This window comes from Vibrio sp. SCSIO 43155, from assembly GCF_023716605.1.
Lineage (GTDB): Bacteria > Pseudomonadota > Gammaproteobacteria > Enterobacterales > Vibrionaceae > Vibrio > Vibrio harveyi.
On record NZ_CP071852.1, the window covers coordinates 1,856,632 to 1,872,354 of the forward strand.

Consider the following 15,723-nt stretch of genomic DNA (forward strand, 5'->3'; position numbering starts at 1 on the left):
ATTAAATCCTTGCAAATGAATAGGAACTGGTCACGACTTTGATCGGCTCACCGCTCATAAGACCGATAATGTTAAACGGCGTTTTGTAGCAAAGAGACACATGATAAAGAGGAAGGCGTCGGTTCTGCGTAGTCAAAGGCAATAGTTTTGTTGCTTTTTCCACTGTAATTTCCTCTAGATCCGGAAAATTACACCCTGCCGTCATGCCTTTTAAGGCGGTGGTTCTAACAAGCTTCTTATCTTTATCAATCAAAGATAGCTCTATGACTCGCATCCCCAACTCATTTTCGTCAAAATCTGGTAGTGTGCGTTTCAACATGCCTTTCGCCATATCGAACGAATTGTTCATGTGTGTCTCGCACTGCTTACCTCCTGCGCCACAAATATCGAGCTCATTGGCAAACAACTGTCGGCGTTCACTAATAACACTGACGATCGAATACACAACCCTATCCAACTGCCCTTTTTTATTAACGGCGATGGTGTAGTTGATATGCATGGCAATAATGGAGCCAAAAAAGAGTAAGACCAATGCAAGCTCAACAATAAAAGCACCGGTTTGCTTTGACTTAGTTACCACAACTGATCTCCTCTCCTAACTTGAACGTACAGCGCTCGTACTCCTGAACCGCGACCATCTCACGACTAATGTTCATGCTTGGCATAACAAAGTTAAACAGAGGCTGATAGGTGAAGCTCAATTGGTATATGGCAATTGGCATGTTGACTGAGTTTTCAGCAGTGTCGCCTTTCTTGATGTTTGGGCATTCACTCAACGCTTTTCCACTGCGATTACAATGGATAAAGTCAGTTAGGTTTTTAAAGTAATAAACTGATGCCGAAACCGTTGAGTGATCAACAACTTTTGACCATAGTGCACCACCACTTGATTCAAGCTTGGTTTTAATTACGTCTTGGTAGTCGACCTTTTCAGTACTGTGAGAGCTGCCTTGCTTTTTACTGCTCATCACTGCTGTGGTTAATGCATGATCCGTCACACCCATTGAGTACGTTAAAACCGACAAGTCAAACCAAGTAAACAGAACCATTAGTAAAACTGGCAAGCCCATTGCGGTCTCAACCGTCAAACTTCCCTTTTGAAACTTGATCATAGCTCGACGTACCTTTTCTTCGTGTAATCAACAACAAAGGCACCTTTGATATCCATATTTTCAAGAAATTTCTTTGCGTCATTGATGTCACTGAACTCACCAATGCAGTAACGCTTCCATAAGCCGTGCGTGTAGGAATACACACTTCCATAATTGCCTTTCAGATAGTTTAAGTAATCTGAAGGAATCACCTTATAGGTTGCCAAAACTTGAATTCGGTAAATTGAAGGTGCTTTAGGGCGTAAGTTTTTTGGATCTAGAACTGAGCGTGCTACGTACTTTGGTTTCAAATCGACTGATTTCGTTTCCATTTCCATATTTTTCTTTTCCTTTACTTTAGCGACCTGCTTTGGTGGAACTGTTTTCGTTACTTTTTTAGGAAGCGGTTTAACGCTCTGCATGAGTTTTTTCAGTTTGACTCGCGCTTCCTGTTCACTGCTGTCGTGCTTTAACACTTCCAGTGCTACGTCAGGCCGGTGTGAGCGAGTCGAAGCTAATAGTAGATTTGAGCGGACCTTTTCATCGTTCGGATTAGCCGCAAACAAGCTGTAGAGCAGTTCCATCGCAGGTTCCGGACGACCTTGCAACATCATCACGACGGCAATATTGTTATTCGCTTCTCGGTCCGATGCGCCATTTTTCTTGCTGTCGTTGAAGTTGGCGATTGCACCGTTGTAATCTTTCTTACGCGCTAAAATCTTGCCTTTTAAAAGATAATAATTACCCTTCGGACCACCGTTTTCTAAATAGTCATCTAGATAGCGCTCACTTGCGTCATAATTACGTTTTAGATATTCCAACTTAGCTAAGATGTAAATAATCTCTGGATCTTCGAGGTCTTTCTTCTCAAGAGTATTTATGTATAACTCGGCAGACTTTTGGTCTTTATTATCGAGATATAAATTGATCAGCTTTATCTTATAGCTTGGAACTTCAACCAAATTTGCTTTATAAAACTCGATCAGTTGTTCAGTTTGTCCAGAATTAGTTAGTAGTTTTTCTTTGGTTACTAATTCCTGATTGATGGTTGAACAACCACTTAAAAGCAGTAAAACAAAAAGGGAAATATAGTTTTTTACATTCATTATCCTAGCATCCTCATTATCCCTGGCGCTGCGATTAGAACAACAATAGGAACCATGATAAAAGCGATCATTGGTATGGACATTTTTGCCCCCATCTTTCCTATTTTTTCTTCCAAATCGAGCATGTTTATTTCTCGAATATCAGAAGCGAGGGAAGCTAATACCGCACCTACTGATGAGCCGTACTTCAAGCTTTGAGTAAGAGTCATGACAAAGCTTTGCGCTTCTGTGGTTGGAACCAGATCATAGAACTCAGTAAGCGCTCGATCCAAACCAACAATTTTGGCTCGTTCTGACGTTTTTTTAACAACATAAGCCAGGTTTTCATCGACTGTTTTTAGCTCGTTCGACAGATATTCCAAGCTCGCTTCGAGCGTCATCCCGGTATGCACACACACGTTCATTAAGTCGAGCAAGAAAGGCAGTCGACTACTGACGTGACGAACGTTCGCATTCCCTTTCGATGAAATGTACATATCTGGCGCAATCAAACACACAAGCATCGAAAGCGAGAATGAAATAAACGCAGATGAAAACTCCATGTCTCCCTGCATGTAAGAATAACCAATAAATGCTAAGCAAAATAACAGTGGTATAATCTTCAGCAGGTAATAAGCTTGCGCAATAAAATCACTATGAATCCCTGCTCTAACTAAGTTGTTTTTCGTTTCTTCTTTATTAAAAGACAGGCGCGAAAGTTGTACTGCCAACTTATCCGCAAAAGGCGTCTTTTCTTGGGTTGAGTCAATGATCTTCTTTGTCGAAATATTCGCTTTAGTTTTATCAAACACTTTTAACGAGTAATACGCGACAGATAGTGAAATAAACAACCCTAATGCTAAAAAGATTAATTTTATATCGACCACTACTTCACCCCTCTTAATATCATATAGATAAAGAAGAATCCGATAGCTTCACTGATCAACACGTAATAGAAAATAGGCTTCCCCCCTTCTTCAAACATCACGAAGTTATAATTTTCAGGGCTGGTTACTTTCAAAATCATGATAAAGATTACCGGCAGAGCCGCGATGATTTTTGCTGAAGCACGCGCCTCTGACGTCAGTGCATTTTTCTTCTTCTCGATTGCCCTTGCTTCAAACATGATTCGGTTGATGCGGTTAATGACATCTTTTAGTTGACCACCTCGACTCAAGTTGATTCGAATCGTCGCCGCAAAGAAAAAGTACTCAACATAAGGGAACGACGCAGCACTTCGCGCCAAGACATCATCTGGGTCTTCACCGATAAGTAAGCGCTCTGACATCTTCTTGAACTCTTCGCCTACTTCATTATCAAGCTGAGTGCCCACATATTCGAACGCATGGACAATACTCTGACCCGAGGAGAGTGCACCAGAAAGAATGTTCAGCGCATCCGGGAAGTTATCCTTGAATCGCTGCGCTTGAATGCCACTAAGTTTGAGAATAAACATCACAAATAGTATTGGCTCCAAAGCAAGCAACACTTTCCAATACTCAAACATGAAGAACCAATCGTTAACGAAGTAAACCGCTAATGAAGAGCCCGCAAAAAAGCCAATTAATTTGATTCCTGCATTAGGACTCAACAGCTTTTTCAACTGCTTAAATTTATCCTTAATCTTTTTTCGGTAGCTGATATCAAAGCTTTCTGAATCGATAACCGCTCGAGAGCCAGAAACGCCCTCGAACGTATTAGATTGCTCAATGATCGATGTGATTTCTTTCTGTTTTTTCGAATGCCCAATAAACAGAAACAACGCAATTACAACCCATAGCAAAATGACAATCAGCATCATGAGAACAGCTCCTGCAGCGCCCCATCCAAGCCAAAGAACTTCGCACGCTCATAAATTACAGAGCGCTTAGAAAGACCTGGCGTTCGAAATTCGCCCGAGATTTTGCCTTCATCACCCATTCCGTTGTTTTCAAACCGGAAGATATCTTCCATAACAACGTTGTCACCTTCGAGACCAACAATTTCACTGATAAACAAGATCTTACGACTACCATCATGGAGTCGTCGTACTTGGACTATCAGGTCAACCGCACTCACGATGGTTCGACGAATCGCCTCAAGCGGTAGACTGGCTGTCGCCATCATTACCATACTCTCCACACGAGCAATCGCATCACGAGGGGTGTTCGCGTGAAGCGTAGACATTGAGCCATCGTGACCAGTGTTCATTGCTTGAAGCATTTCAAACGCTTCACCACCACGACACTCACCAACAATGATTCTATCTGGTCGCATACGCAGGGCGTTGATTACCAAATCTCGCGCAGTGATTTCACCCGTCCCTTCAACACTTGCTTGACGAGTTTCCAATCGAACAATGTGTGGTTGTTGCAATTGAAGTTCGGCCGCATCTTCAATGGTAACGATACGTTCACCACTACCAATGAAACCGGACAATGCGTTCAACAAGGTTGTTTTACCTGACCCCGTACCCCCAGAGATAAGGATGTTGCACTTACAATGGCTGGCAATCGAAAGCAGCTTTGCCATTTCAACCGATAGCGCGCCAAACTGAACCAAGTTTTCTAGCTTGATTTTTTGCTCTTTGAACTTACGAATCGAAATGGATGTCCCATCGATTGCAAGAGGCGGAATAACAATGTTTACACGACTTCCATCTTCCAAACGAGCATCACAAAGCGGTTTTGATTCATCAATTCGACGCCCCACATTTGAGGCAATACGCTTAGCAATGGTGTTGAGCTGTTTCTCGTTGACGAACTGAATTGGTGACTTTTCTACCTTACCGTTCAATTCGATAAAAATGTCTGAGGGACCATTGATCATGATGTCCGAGATTTCATCGTTATCGACCAACGCTTGAAGGGGTCCAAGACCTTTCAACTCGTCAAGCAGTGCTTTAACCAGCTCTAAACGCTTTAAGCTACTGATTTGAAGTTGCTTCTTCTCAATCAGAATATTAACGGAGTCTTTTAGTTGGCTCTCAAGCTCCAACGGTTCAACGTCAACTAACGAGGCTGCATCTAAGGCGTCAAAGATTTCGTCCCGGATCTCGATATAAACTTCTTTCAAGTGATTCATTTCTTAAACCACGCGAACTTTTTCTGTACTTTGACTTTTTTACCCGTCAACAAATTCACAATATTGGCAATGGCAGGTGCAAACTTAAGCTTTGCCGTGTTTTGAATGCCTTGTTGAATAATGAGCTTTTCGAGATTGGCTTCATAAGCAAAATCAATCGCGTCTTTTGCTTTGATTTTCTCTTTCGCCCCTTGAAGCGGCATCATGTAGTCCTTCTGAGATCGCGTCATCGAGAAAATCACTCGATGCTCAGACTTACCCAACTTCTTCTTGATCGAGTGGTACGCTCTTAGTGACGCCACGGAAGGTTCACAAACAATAAAAATACGGTTGTATCGGTCACTGATGTCTTCTGCTGTCAGCTCATCAATCGCACTAAGCGGCATGGAATCAATGATAAAGTTGTATTGATCAACCAGTTCGTTAGAGATGCGAAACAGCGAATCTACATGATCGCTCAAGCAAGCAACGTTCTTTTCTAGTGTGAGGAAGTTGAGCCTATCTTTGACAGGTTTCACGTAGCTTCCGGCAATCGCGGCATCCAGTTCAGACTGGTTCAAATCAATGCTGTTTTGCTGCGCTTTTAGCCCTTTTAAGCCTAGAAATATGTCTGAGTTAAGTGCGATGGTGTCATGCTCAACAAGCAAGGTTTTTAAGTTCGCTTGTTGACTCAAACTATGTGAAAGAAAAGCACTGATCGTGGACACACCCACCCCGCCTTTGCTACCAAGCATTAAGACTCGCTTGGCAATACGAGACTTCTTCTTAACTGTTGGTGAGAATGTCGCTGCACTTGACTCTTTAAGCGCCCCTAATAGACCATCGAGTTCAGGGTCCCAAAGAATGTAGTTGGCTCCCAATGACAAGACTTTATCTCGCATCAGTATTGAGTCCATGTTACTCACTACAATAAGAGAAATGCTGACGTCTAATCTTGAAGAGATCTCCGCAACTTCTGAAATCAACTCGCCACATGCTCTTAAGTCAAGAATGACATGCTTTATTTCAGCGTTAGTTTTATGCCAACTTTCGTCATCAATATCGTCGACTTTTAAAGGTGAAGAGAAACCTTCGATTGCGTAGAGCTCGTCGATTGCTTGAAGAAAAGCCAAATCATCTGAAACAACCAGATCAATGGTGTTGTTCTTCTTATCTTTGCTTGATGAAGTCGTTTTGAATAGGTTATCTAAATCCATTTTTTACTCCGCCACAGGATTCGTCATACTCAAGCGTCTGTTGTATTCCAAGCTGCACCCAAATGGATGATGTTTAAGGGTGTTGAATGAAACAGCATCACAAGTTTGCTCTTGCATCTTGTGGTATTTCGCAACGATTTTTACGCCTTTGCTTTCGCTGTTTGCGTTTAGGGTATAACGCAACTTGTTTACGCCTTTGGCTTTGATTTCTTTCACAAAGCCATCAACAAACTGACTTTCTTTGGCGTCGTAATTGATTGCAAATGTCGACTTCGGATACTGAAGATTGATTTGATTGACGAAGTTAACCGATTTATCCATCGCCACTTCTTTGTTTGTGACTCGAAACTCAAAGGTTTCTACAATTGTGTCTACGGTTGTTTTGTTTGGTGTTACCGATACCGAGCAACCCGAGAGTAATACAGAAACCACCAACAATAGGTTTGCCTTCATTAGTTAAAGCCTCCCGCCTTTATCGTATTTTCCAGCTCTTCGTCATCAACATTTGAAAGATCAAGTTTCAACAAACGCTCAAGATCACTTGTTCGTTTAAACTTCGGCAGTTTAATATCGGTTTCTTTAACAGGATCGACGAGGTTAACTGTCGCTACGATGATCAGCTCAGTCTTTCTTCTTTCAGTATTGGTTTTACTAAACAGCGCACCCAAAATCGGGATATCACCCAGGTAAGGGATTTTGGCTAGTGATTCTTGCTCTTCTGATGTCAACAGACCTGCTAGAACAAAGCTTTGACCATCTTTCAATTGTACGGTCGTTTGGGCTTTGCGAGTCCTCAAAGAAGGCACACTGATGAGTCCAGAATTCACACCATTGGTCTTATCAATAGAGCTCACTTCAGGTAGCAGTGACAAACGAATGTTTTCAGAATCCGTTACCTTAGCCACCATAGACAGCTTTACCCCGTACTCTTTATAAGTAACAGAGATACCATCGTTATCGCGAACTGTAATAGGGATTTCACCACCAACTAGAAAGCTTGCAGACTCACCGGAAATCACAGATAGATTTGGTTCGGCAAGCACTTGTCCAATGCTGTCATTACCACTCGCTGAAATAACCGCAACGATATCCTCAGCAGTAAAGTCCAAAATCTTATTGACGAACTGGCCAGCACCACCAATGGACTTACCGTTTGTTTCAGCGTATGAAACCCCTAGCTCGGTCAAGAATGAACTTGAAACTTCTGCAACCGTCAGCTTTACGTTGATTTGATCTGTGGTGAGAACTTTCAGATTGTTGATGATGTCTTCAAACACATAAGTCGCTGTATAGTCGAGAGCATCGCCAGATTCTCCGTTTGCATTAGTAAGCTCAAAAGTATTCCTTTGTTTGCTCTTTTTCAGCATTTCACCTACGTGGCGATACACCTTGTTTTTGATTTCTTCGCTGCTCACGACACCATCAATAACAACCTGCTCACCAATATTGGTCAGCTTAATGTCTTCATCGGGATATCTTGCAATAAGCGTTTGTTTTAAAAGCCTTAAGCTTTTATTTACGACCACTTCTGCGTTGTAAATTTCGTTTCCTGCTCGGTCGTAAGCGATAATGGAAGTGGCACCACGGCCAATGCCGTAAATCACTAATTTCCCGTTTGCGATGACCTTGTAATCCGCAATTTGAGTATCCGCGACAAACACGGTATCAATGTTGCGTTTTACATTAATCGTCTTCGCTGCACCTTTATCAAGGCTTAATAGATCCCCAGCTGACGCGGAAGCTGGGAGAAGCAAAACCAATCCCAGCGTGACTGATAATATATTTTTATTGAACACCCTTAATTCCCTCTCAGCTGTCGAACGCCAAATCGATGCTCAATCAAATCGCTACTTTTTACAGATAAGTATTTATGAACCATCTTTGCTGGAACCAGAGTTATGGCTCCAATTTTCTGTGCCATTTCTAGCTTAAGTACCTGTTTAACGGTCAACGCGATAATCAAGCCATATTCTTCATTTGACGAATCATCATCTTCAGAAACGTTCATCGATTGCAAAACCAAAGCCCCGTCAATGATGACGTTGCTTGTTAAGCTATCGATATCGGAATAGCCACTTTCTAATAAATTGGATTGAGATGAGGTTGTGGCAACAAAACTGACGCGATCGCCAGGTTGAATTGGTAGCGCTTCTACAATGCTACTGCCTTGCGACAAGTAGTAATAAGGCACTTGGTCTTTTTTAAGTGAAAGATACATGTAATCTTTTTCACCAGGATTAGAAACCAAGTCTGGTGTTAATTGCATACCTTCTTTGACGTCTTTCGCCCATAGCGCACCTGAATCAATCTTGATGCTCGCGTAAGGAACGTATGAATGCTGTTTTGCTTCCGACTCGGGAAACTCACGAATATCTATTGCATTGGCGTTAACCGGCTCAGCTTTGTTTACAGCTCGATTAACGAATGCGACCTCTACAAACACTTCATTTTCGACCACTGCCACTGGCTCAGGCTGATCAAAAAAATCGCTGACGTAGAAAAAAGCCAAAAACATAGTGATGGCAACAAATACAAAAACTAATGCTCTACTCATAGAATAAAAACCTTAAAAGAGAGGGTTTCCCCTCTCTAAATTTATAACTGGTTAACTTATCCTTGTTTACCGTCAGCTTTATTGCCAGAACCTCCAGCAGAGTTAGCACTTTCCATTGAAGTAGAAATTTTGCCCATCGCGTCATTTAGCGTTGTTTTCAAAGTGCCATCTTTAAATACAAACAGAATAATTGAAGACATTGCTACAGCGATGATTGCGTATTCCACTGCAGTTACACCACGTTTATCTGACTTAAATTTGTTACGGATATTACGAAGTTTAGAATTGATGTTTAAAAGCATGTTTACCTCTATTTCCTTGAATTAATCACTCATTTCGTGAACGTAGAAAATCTACCTCAATAGAAACAATCACACCAATTAAGCTTTTTTATTCATTTATAAATAGTTGTTATAAACACATGTAATCCGTTACATAATAATTTATTATTAGGAAGCAATTGAATTCCAATCTCCCTCCATTAAAATAGTAAAATGAATTATATAAAATTTATCTTTTGGCTAACCTGCCTTACCAGCGTGATGTGTATTTTTTATGGTGATATTCGCTATAGGATTGTGAAGCATCGATTCATTTTTCTTATCAGTGTTACCTCACTAGCTAGCTTGTATTATTCTCCAGCTCCTTTTAATCAAGTTCTGGTGAGTACATGTATTTTTATTGCATTCTTTTTGCTTTGGATGATGAACGTAGTTGGAGGTGGGGATGTAAAATTAATCGGTGCACTATTTTTAGGTGTACATAGTGAATATATGTTATTAGCAATGATTGCTATTGGATTATTGGGCGGAATTCAAATTCTTTTGATGTGGATGACGGCCATTTTTCGTCAAACTCCTCCTTTTAAAAATGGCATTCCTTACACAATACCGATCGGTATTAGTGGACTTTTTTTCTTTTATCTATCCCTTTTTTCTTGACTATAAATACAAACGCCATGCCTATTTATAATAGGCATGGCGTTTTACTACATTACTTCACAACTGGTCAGTAAGGAAGTGGGAGGTTTTCTACTTACCACTCCTTTAGATGTGAGTCGGAAAGTTTCGGTAATCAAACTTCTTAAACGTTCTTGATCAATTTTCTTGGCTGCCGAATCGTTGCACCAAACATACATCTCAATGTATTTTGGTAATAAATATTGGCTACATTTGTGATCACCTAAGGTCCAACTTGGACAAACGACAAACGTGTTTGCTGCTTGTAGTTCGTTAATCATCAGTCGTGATGATGAGGTCGTAAGCCAATGTTTTACCTTAGAAATATCTACACCAAAAGAATCAAGAAGCACCTCGGCATCTCGCCTAGAAAGAGAGTTACAAAAGACGATTCGCTCGGGATAGCACTCTTCAGGATCAACCGCGCAGTCACAAGCTAAAATGTATTGTTCTCTGTTTAGGGGAAATACACGCCCTTCCACAGATGTGGTATCACCGATGGCAAACACCAAATCGTGGTTTTCTTTATCGACACAATTAAGGTCGCTATAACTTGTCACAGCCAACTCGACGTCGTTATATACTCTGAAAGAACTGATTACTTTTGCGACTAACTCAGGGGCGAATGAATCAGAAATCGCAATAGAATACCGATCAAACATATCAACTTGAGCCAACTCATCAAATAATTGATCATATAACGACATCGTCTGATCCGTATAATCTAGTAATATTTGACCATGTTTAGTCAAGTTAAAACCATCCTTTCGGTCAAAGACTTCTGCGCCTATAGTACATTCAAGTTTTTTAATATGTTGTGAAACGGCTGGTTGGGTTAAATATAGACTTTCTGCAGCTGCAGTAAAACTTCTATGTCTTGCAACATGTGAAAAAGTGCGTAAGTACTTTACATCAATGGTTCGTTTATTAGCTTTCATTTAATTAACACCAAGACCCAATAATTATCCGATAGTTATAATTGTTATACATCCATAAAGCTACACATTGAGCCAGTTAATAATTGGCTTCCCGCTATAACTCAGCGTCTTATTCTACGTCTAACTATTCAACAGTTGTATAAGAAACACGTTGCTTATTTCTCAAATTTGCAACTGATCAGAGGAGATTTATTTTGGTGTAAATGACTGTTTTATTTATTATTTCGCGTTGCGAAATAATTAGTTAAAAAAAGATAATTTTATAATATTGTGTCTTAATCACCCCCTTTATGAGGCCTAAACCCCCCCTTTATATTTCGAGTGACTACTTAATAATATGCATACAGTTTTAATTTATAACAAACGATATACATTATAAGAACGACAATATTATTAATGGAAATTAAGTCATTATAAGTATCCATGTATGTGAGTATAAGCTAACGTTATTAAAAATCAATCTAAAACCAACTCATTTATATTCGAACGAAAATAGCAAACGTTTGCCATTTTCGTTCGAATGACCGAGCAAGCATTAAACGACTAAAGAAATGATAATCTTATTAATAACATTACATGTAGAGTGGCTATAGGTCATAAGATAAATTTATAATTAGACTTTTGCTTGCTTTTTCTTGCGATATTCAAGTGGTGAGCAATCATTTTCTCTCTTGAATATCTGCCTGAAAAATTGTGTATCCACATAACCAGAACGACTAGCGACCTCATCAATGGACAGTTTTGTTGATCTCAACAACTCTTTAGCGAAAGACAAACGACCTAGTTGAATAAACTTAAGTGGACTAATAGAGGTCGCATCTTTAAAACGGCGCTTTAATTGCCTCTCTGACAAACAAGCTTCATTCGCTAGGTCGCTGATGGTAACGATGTCCAAGTCCATAGTAAGAATCCATTTTTGGATTTTAAGAATTAGCTCATCCTTGTGTTGCATGTAGCGAAAGACATCACAATATGAATGCGAGTTTCCACTCCCTTCTATTGTGCTTAAGAATTGGTTACCTAGGTTTCTAGTCTGTTTTCCGAAGTACTCTTCGACAATCTCCAACATGACGTTTGAGTGAGAGTACGGTCCTGAAGATAAGTAGAGATTCCCATCGATGAGCGCTTTCTGCTCAGTCACTAACATGATCTCTGGGAAAAGCTCTCTAAAAAGGTGGGCGAAGTATGAGTGCATTACCGCTTTGTTCTGCTGCAAAAGCCCCGCCTTCGCAACGACAAAAATACCGGTATCAATGGCGACTATTTTGCTGCCTTTTTTATGTAATTTTTTGATCCAATCAACCAGTGCAGGATCAATCTTATCAAGCGATTCTAAGGGGTCTCCTATGGAGCCAATAATTAGTATGTTAGTAAAATCAAAAGATTGCCATTGGGAAGTTGGTTGAACGCTTATCCCTCCTCGACCGCTCAATGGCCGGTTGTTTGGCGTTACGATATGTGTCATGAAACCCGGGAACTCAGCAAACTCAGCCGCTGTTTCTAGGATCTCTAATGAGCTTATTATTGACGCAAAATACCTCCCTGTCGGAGCTAATGCTACGACACGGAGGTTTTTCTTATTGTTTTCCTTCAATCTGCATTCATCCTGTGCATATAAGGCAATGAATTATAATGCTTTTCTACGGAATATCATTCCTTATTATGAATCTGTACAAATTATTACTCTTTGTTCTTAGGCTAATTAGCATCATACACAAAGTAATCCACAAGCCCATTGAGCCACCTTCTTCACTTTTACCAGGATCGGTTTCCGACACAACAGCTTGCTTAACGACCACTTCAACGGTTTTGGTAATGATCGCGCCATCTTTGTCGTTTACCGCCACTTCAAACGTCAGCTTTTCACTTTTCTTGCTGACTTTCGGTAAAGTCACTTCCACATTTGGAGTCTCTGTGGTGGTAAACTTAGCGGTGGTTCCTGAAACTTGGCGCCATTTGAACGAGTGATCAGCTGAGTCAACATCTTTTAGATCAAGGGCTGATAATGTAACTTTGTCGTTTTCTAGGCCCTCTTTACGGCTTGCTTTTACCGCAAACGTTGGTTCATCATTGACCGCTTCAATCGTTATTACAGCCGTTGCAGTGTTAGATTCACGCCCGTTTTCTTTCACAATTACAAATTCAAACTGGTCGTTACCAAAATAGTTTTCATCACTTTGGTAGGTATCGCCATCTAACTTACCATGCTTAGGCGCGGTTTTAATCACGATGGTGTCACCCTTCTCCAATCCTTGCTGCTGACGCAATTCAAGTGCTAAAGGCTTGTCTTCTTGGGTTTTGTATTGAAGGTTGCTCGCTGTGACAACTGGAGAATTGACGGTGATAACAACTTCACCTTCAGCCGTCGTACCAAAATCGTCAGACACTTGATACTTCATCACTGTTCTCTGCTCAGGAATATCTGAAACAGGTACTGAGTAACGAATTTTCTGCCCAGCAATTTCTGCACTGCCAATCGCTGGTTTTGTTGTGATTTTGTCCAACTTAATGGTGTTATTTGCATCAGAAGAACGATCGTTCGCTAGTACATCAATCGTAACGCTTTCACCACTCATCAACGTCACAGAGTCTCTCTGGGCAGTGATGCTCGGTTTTGCTTGAGGTTTCTCTAACAAAGCAGCAAATGGATAGTTACGACCACGACCTTCGCTTAAACCATTCGTCTTGTACGTATTTGTAGTACCGAAAAACTGTTTCTTTTTCTGTCCGTTAGACAAGTAAGCATCCAAGAATGAGTAGCTGTACTCTGGCTTCGCGTTTTCTAACTCAATCACCAACAGCTGTTCGCCGTCATCAATCTCAAATGGTGCAGCAAACATCACTCGACCGCCCGAATCAGGAATCGCACCCGATGACACTTCAACTTGTGTATCAACGTTGATAGATGCATTCCCCCAGCGGTTAGTCGTTAAGTCATACTTAAACATGCGGTAGCGCATATCGGCATTTGGCTGAATTGGTTTCGCATACAAGTAGAAACCTACCAATGTCTTGTAACCTTCGTTGTTATCTAACCCAAACCCTATTGTGTTATTGCGTGAGTCTTCATAAACGTAAGTTCTTGACAGTGAGGTGATCCACGCCGATTTATTGTTTGAAGAAGGAATTGACGCTCGTAGCGATCCATTTTGCGCTGTGCTCGCAATATCATTAATTGAGATATTGGTTTCGCGCCCGCCAGTGATTGTTTTTAGCGAAGGCGATGTATCGTCCGTAACTGTCACTACATTGCTTGAACCAGGGAACACGTCCCCCTGATCAGACCAACCACGCGTTTGTAATTCATCAAGCCCATCCGCTTGGAAAACCTGTACTTGCATTGGACCATTGTCGTTAAAGCGATTGTCCACGCTCACTGCTGTGATTAGTAGCCCTTCACCAGATAACGCACGGTCATATTGGTTTTTGCGGCGGTTTTCGAAGTACGCTCTAGGTCCTTGTTGCTTCAAGTAAGGGTCGAGATACATCACTCCCTCGCCTTGTGCCGTTTCAATGGTCGCGGAACCAGAAGTATCAATGACCTTAGGTTTAATGAAACCAGCAGCTTCCTTACTCCACGCCAGCATGTTGACCGGAGTTTCCCCTGCGTAGCTATCGCCTTGTTTTCTTGCCCAGCTTCCTCCGCCCATAAGACCCCATTGGCCCACAGAACCAGAATGCTTGTAGGAGTATAAATCCGGAAGTCCAAGCATCAAGTGTCCAAGCTCATGGGCAATGACCCCCATCGTAGACTGATGATTGCCTTGGAAGTCCGCAAACAAACAGTAATCACGGATCGTCTTACCATCGATCTCAACTGTATTGTGACTGAAGCGGTGAGGCCAGATATATGGTGTGTTAATTGAGCCCGCAGATTTATCGTATCCTGCAAATACAAACATCACCGACAGCTCATCAGGGCTAATTTTGTCATCGTTGTTATCGTCGTAAGTCGACAAATCTACGTAACGATCTAACTTATCGTAAGCCGCCTTGAACGCCGCTTTTAGCTTACCATCACACGTCGAATCATTTTTTGAATGGCAATTCGGATGTGCAATGTCCAGCGTAATATCGATAACACCATCATTCGCTGTGCCTTGTGTTTCTCTCGCCGGTTCAACGATATAACGTCCGTAACTGTTCTTGTGGAAGTAGTCTTTGACGCTTTGTTGGTTGTCACCAAAAATCACATCGGTAAAGTCGTTCACAAACGCTTCATCATTGAAGCTTACTTGGACAACCAACAAAGGTTGATGCTTTGGGTCATCTGTCGCGTTAACCGCTCGAAGTGGCGTTTGCTCAAAATAGGCCTCACTTAGCGGATCAATACGACTAGAAGGTACTAAAGAGGACGTCGGACTGACTTTTTCTTTTAACAGTGCTTTCACTGATTGTGGTGTTTCTAATTTGGCTTCCACACCAATTGAAGTCGCAACAAAGCGACCATCAACCACTTCGTGTTGACCATAAAACCATCCTGTATCTTCGTCATAGACGTAGATAATGCCTTCCCGGTCTTGATACCAAAAAGATTCTTGGTCGCCATAAAGTTTTAGCTCTTTCCTAGAGCCGTCATTTAATTGGAATTCATGCCAAGTAGGTGCAGGTAACGTATTAGCATGGGCAAAAGAAGCCATCAGTGTACTGATGATCGGAAAATATATTTTTTTCATATACTCGTCGACTAAGGTTAAAAAGTGACGTTATGTATATCAAAATCAATTTTTCCTTCCCAATTAACAATTCTACTAACGTTATAAAAAATGGTTATCTGATTAATATCACATTTAAATATCCTCAAGGATCATAAGACATATTTATTTTCTTATTAAAT

The 15,723-nt window shown here is 41.1% G+C and carries 15 protein-coding genes; 1 reads left to right on the forward strand and 14 read right to left on the reverse strand.

What is annotated here, in order from left to right; translation table 11 throughout:
• Window position 1: 1 nt before the first annotated feature.
• The 11 genes from tadF to J4N44_RS08385 are packed head-to-tail and all read right to left on the reverse strand — an operon-like array spanning window position 2 to window position 9,291.
• Window positions 2-580, reverse strand: coding sequence for a tight adherence pilus pseudopilin TadF (tadF, locus tag J4N44_RS08335; RefSeq protein ID WP_017190205.1), 579 nt, complete (start codon window positions 578-580; stop codon window positions 2-4).
• On the reverse strand, window positions 570-1,112 hold the full coding sequence (locus J4N44_RS08340) for a TadE family protein (protein ID WP_005445962.1): 543 nt from the start codon (window positions 1,110-1,112) through the stop codon (window positions 570-572). The genes tadF and J4N44_RS08340 overlap by 11 nt, the downstream gene beginning before the upstream one ends.
• The gene (locus tag J4N44_RS08345) at window positions 1,109-2,197 is read right to left on the reverse strand and encodes a tetratricopeptide repeat protein (protein WP_009697510.1); all 1,089 of its coding nucleotides are present in this window, start codon (window positions 2,195-2,197) and stop codon (window positions 1,109-1,111) included. The genes J4N44_RS08340 and J4N44_RS08345 overlap by 4 nt, the downstream gene beginning before the upstream one ends.
• On the reverse strand, window positions 2,197-3,063 hold the full coding sequence (locus J4N44_RS08350) for a type II secretion system F family protein (protein WP_017818104.1): 867 nt from the start codon (window positions 3,061-3,063) through the stop codon (window positions 2,197-2,199). Before J4N44_RS08350 ends, J4N44_RS08345 begins: the two co-directional genes overlap by 1 nt.
• Window positions 3,063-3,977: a type II secretion system F family protein gene (locus J4N44_RS08355; protein WP_050937460.1), complete on the reverse strand. Its 915-nt coding sequence runs from the start codon at window positions 3,975-3,977 to the stop codon at window positions 3,063-3,065. Before J4N44_RS08355 ends, J4N44_RS08350 begins: the two co-directional genes overlap by 1 nt.
• On the reverse strand, window positions 3,974-5,239 hold the full coding sequence (locus tag J4N44_RS08360) for a TadA family conjugal transfer-associated ATPase (RefSeq protein ID WP_005445970.1): 1,266 nt from the start codon (window positions 5,237-5,239) through the stop codon (window positions 3,974-3,976). Before J4N44_RS08360 ends, J4N44_RS08355 begins: the two co-directional genes overlap by 4 nt.
• On the reverse strand, window positions 5,236-6,435 hold the full coding sequence (locus tag J4N44_RS08365; protein WP_050939132.1) for a CpaE/TadZ family protein: 1,200 nt from the start codon (window positions 6,433-6,435) through the stop codon (window positions 5,236-5,238). The genes J4N44_RS08360 and J4N44_RS08365 overlap by 4 nt, the downstream gene beginning before the upstream one ends.
• Window positions 6,436-6,438: 3 nt before the next feature.
• Window positions 6,439-6,888 (reverse strand): hypothetical protein, encoded by a 450-nt coding sequence (locus J4N44_RS08370; protein WP_005445974.1) that lies wholly within the window; start codon window positions 6,886-6,888, stop codon window positions 6,439-6,441.
• Window positions 6,888-8,231: a type II and III secretion system protein family protein gene (locus tag J4N44_RS08375; protein WP_009697506.1), complete on the reverse strand. Its 1,344-nt coding sequence runs from the start codon at window positions 8,229-8,231 to the stop codon at window positions 6,888-6,890. The genes J4N44_RS08370 and J4N44_RS08375 overlap by 1 nt, the downstream gene beginning before the upstream one ends.
• A gap of 2 nt (window positions 8,232-8,233) precedes the next feature.
• Entirely contained in the window at window positions 8,234-8,989 is a 756-nt protein-coding gene (locus J4N44_RS08380) for a CpaB family protein (protein ID WP_009697505.1), read from the reverse strand.
• Window positions 8,990-9,045: 56 nt separating this feature from the next.
• Window positions 9,046-9,291, reverse strand: coding sequence for a Flp family type IVb pilin (locus tag J4N44_RS08385; protein WP_009697504.1), 246 nt, complete (start codon window positions 9,289-9,291; stop codon window positions 9,046-9,048).
• A gap of 192 nt (window positions 9,292-9,483) precedes the next feature.
• Between J4N44_RS08385 and J4N44_RS08390 the strand changes: the two genes are divergently transcribed.
• Window positions 9,484-9,930 carry an A24 family peptidase gene (locus J4N44_RS08390; RefSeq protein WP_017818101.1) on the forward strand — a complete coding sequence of 149 codons (447 nt, stop codon included), beginning with the start codon at window positions 9,484-9,486 and terminating at the stop codon, window positions 9,928-9,930.
• Window positions 9,931-9,977: 47 nt separating this feature from the next.
• Here J4N44_RS08390 and J4N44_RS08395 read toward each other — a convergent pair whose 3' ends face one another.
• From J4N44_RS08395 to J4N44_RS08405, 3 genes are all read right to left on the reverse strand, one after another.
• Complete coding sequence (locus J4N44_RS08395; protein WP_009697503.1) at window positions 9,978-10,886, reverse strand: LysR family transcriptional regulator; 909 nt, start codon at window positions 10,884-10,886, stop codon at window positions 9,978-9,980.
• Between the two features lie 613 nt (window positions 10,887-11,499).
• A complete protein-coding gene (locus J4N44_RS08400; RefSeq protein WP_017190213.1) occupies window positions 11,500-12,480 on the reverse strand; it encodes a GlxA family transcriptional regulator in 981 nt (326 codons plus the stop codon).
• A gap of 46 nt (window positions 12,481-12,526) precedes the next feature.
• A complete protein-coding gene (locus tag J4N44_RS08405) occupies window positions 12,527-15,562 on the reverse strand; it encodes a M6 family metalloprotease domain-containing protein (RefSeq protein ID WP_252044186.1) in 3,036 nt (1,011 codons plus the stop codon).
• Window positions 15,563-15,723 lie beyond the last annotated feature (161 nt).

Coding starts and splice junctions, on each gene's coding strand:
- J4N44_RS08370 (WP_005445974.1), bottom strand. CDS start 6,888: ATGAAGGCAAACCTATTGTTGGTGGTTTCTGTATTACTCTCGGGTTGC.
- J4N44_RS08360 (WP_005445970.1), bottom strand. CDS start 5,239: ATGAATCACTTGAAAGAAGTTTATATCGAGATCCGGGACGAAATCTTT.
- J4N44_RS08405 (WP_252044186.1), bottom strand. CDS start 15,562: ATGAAAAAAATATATTTTCCGATCATCAGTACACTGATGGCTTCTTTT.
- J4N44_RS08345 (WP_009697510.1), bottom strand. CDS start 2,197: ATGAATGTAAAAAACTATATTTCCCTTTTTGTTTTACTGCTTTTAAGT.
- J4N44_RS08380 (WP_009697505.1), bottom strand. CDS start 8,989: ATGAGTAGAGCATTAGTTTTTGTATTTGTTGCCATCACTATGTTTTTG.
- J4N44_RS08340 (WP_005445962.1), bottom strand. CDS start 1,112: ATGATCAAGTTTCAAAAGGGAAGTTTGACGGTTGAGACCGCAATGGGC.
- J4N44_RS08355 (WP_050937460.1), bottom strand. CDS start 3,977: ATGATGCTGATTGTCATTTTGCTATGGGTTGTAATTGCGTTGTTTCTG.
- J4N44_RS08395 (WP_009697503.1), bottom strand. CDS start 10,886: ATGAAAGCTAATAAACGAACCATTGATGTAAAGTACTTACGCACTTTT.
- J4N44_RS08365 (WP_050939132.1), bottom strand. CDS start 6,435: ATGGATTTAGATAACCTATTCAAAACGACTTCATCAAGCAAAGATAAG.
- J4N44_RS08385 (WP_009697504.1), bottom strand. CDS start 9,291: ATGCTTTTAAACATCAATTCTAAACTTCGTAATATCCGTAACAAATTT.
- J4N44_RS08390 (WP_017818101.1), top strand. CDS start 9,484: ATGAATTATATAAAATTTATCTTTTGGCTAACCTGCCTTACCAGCGTG.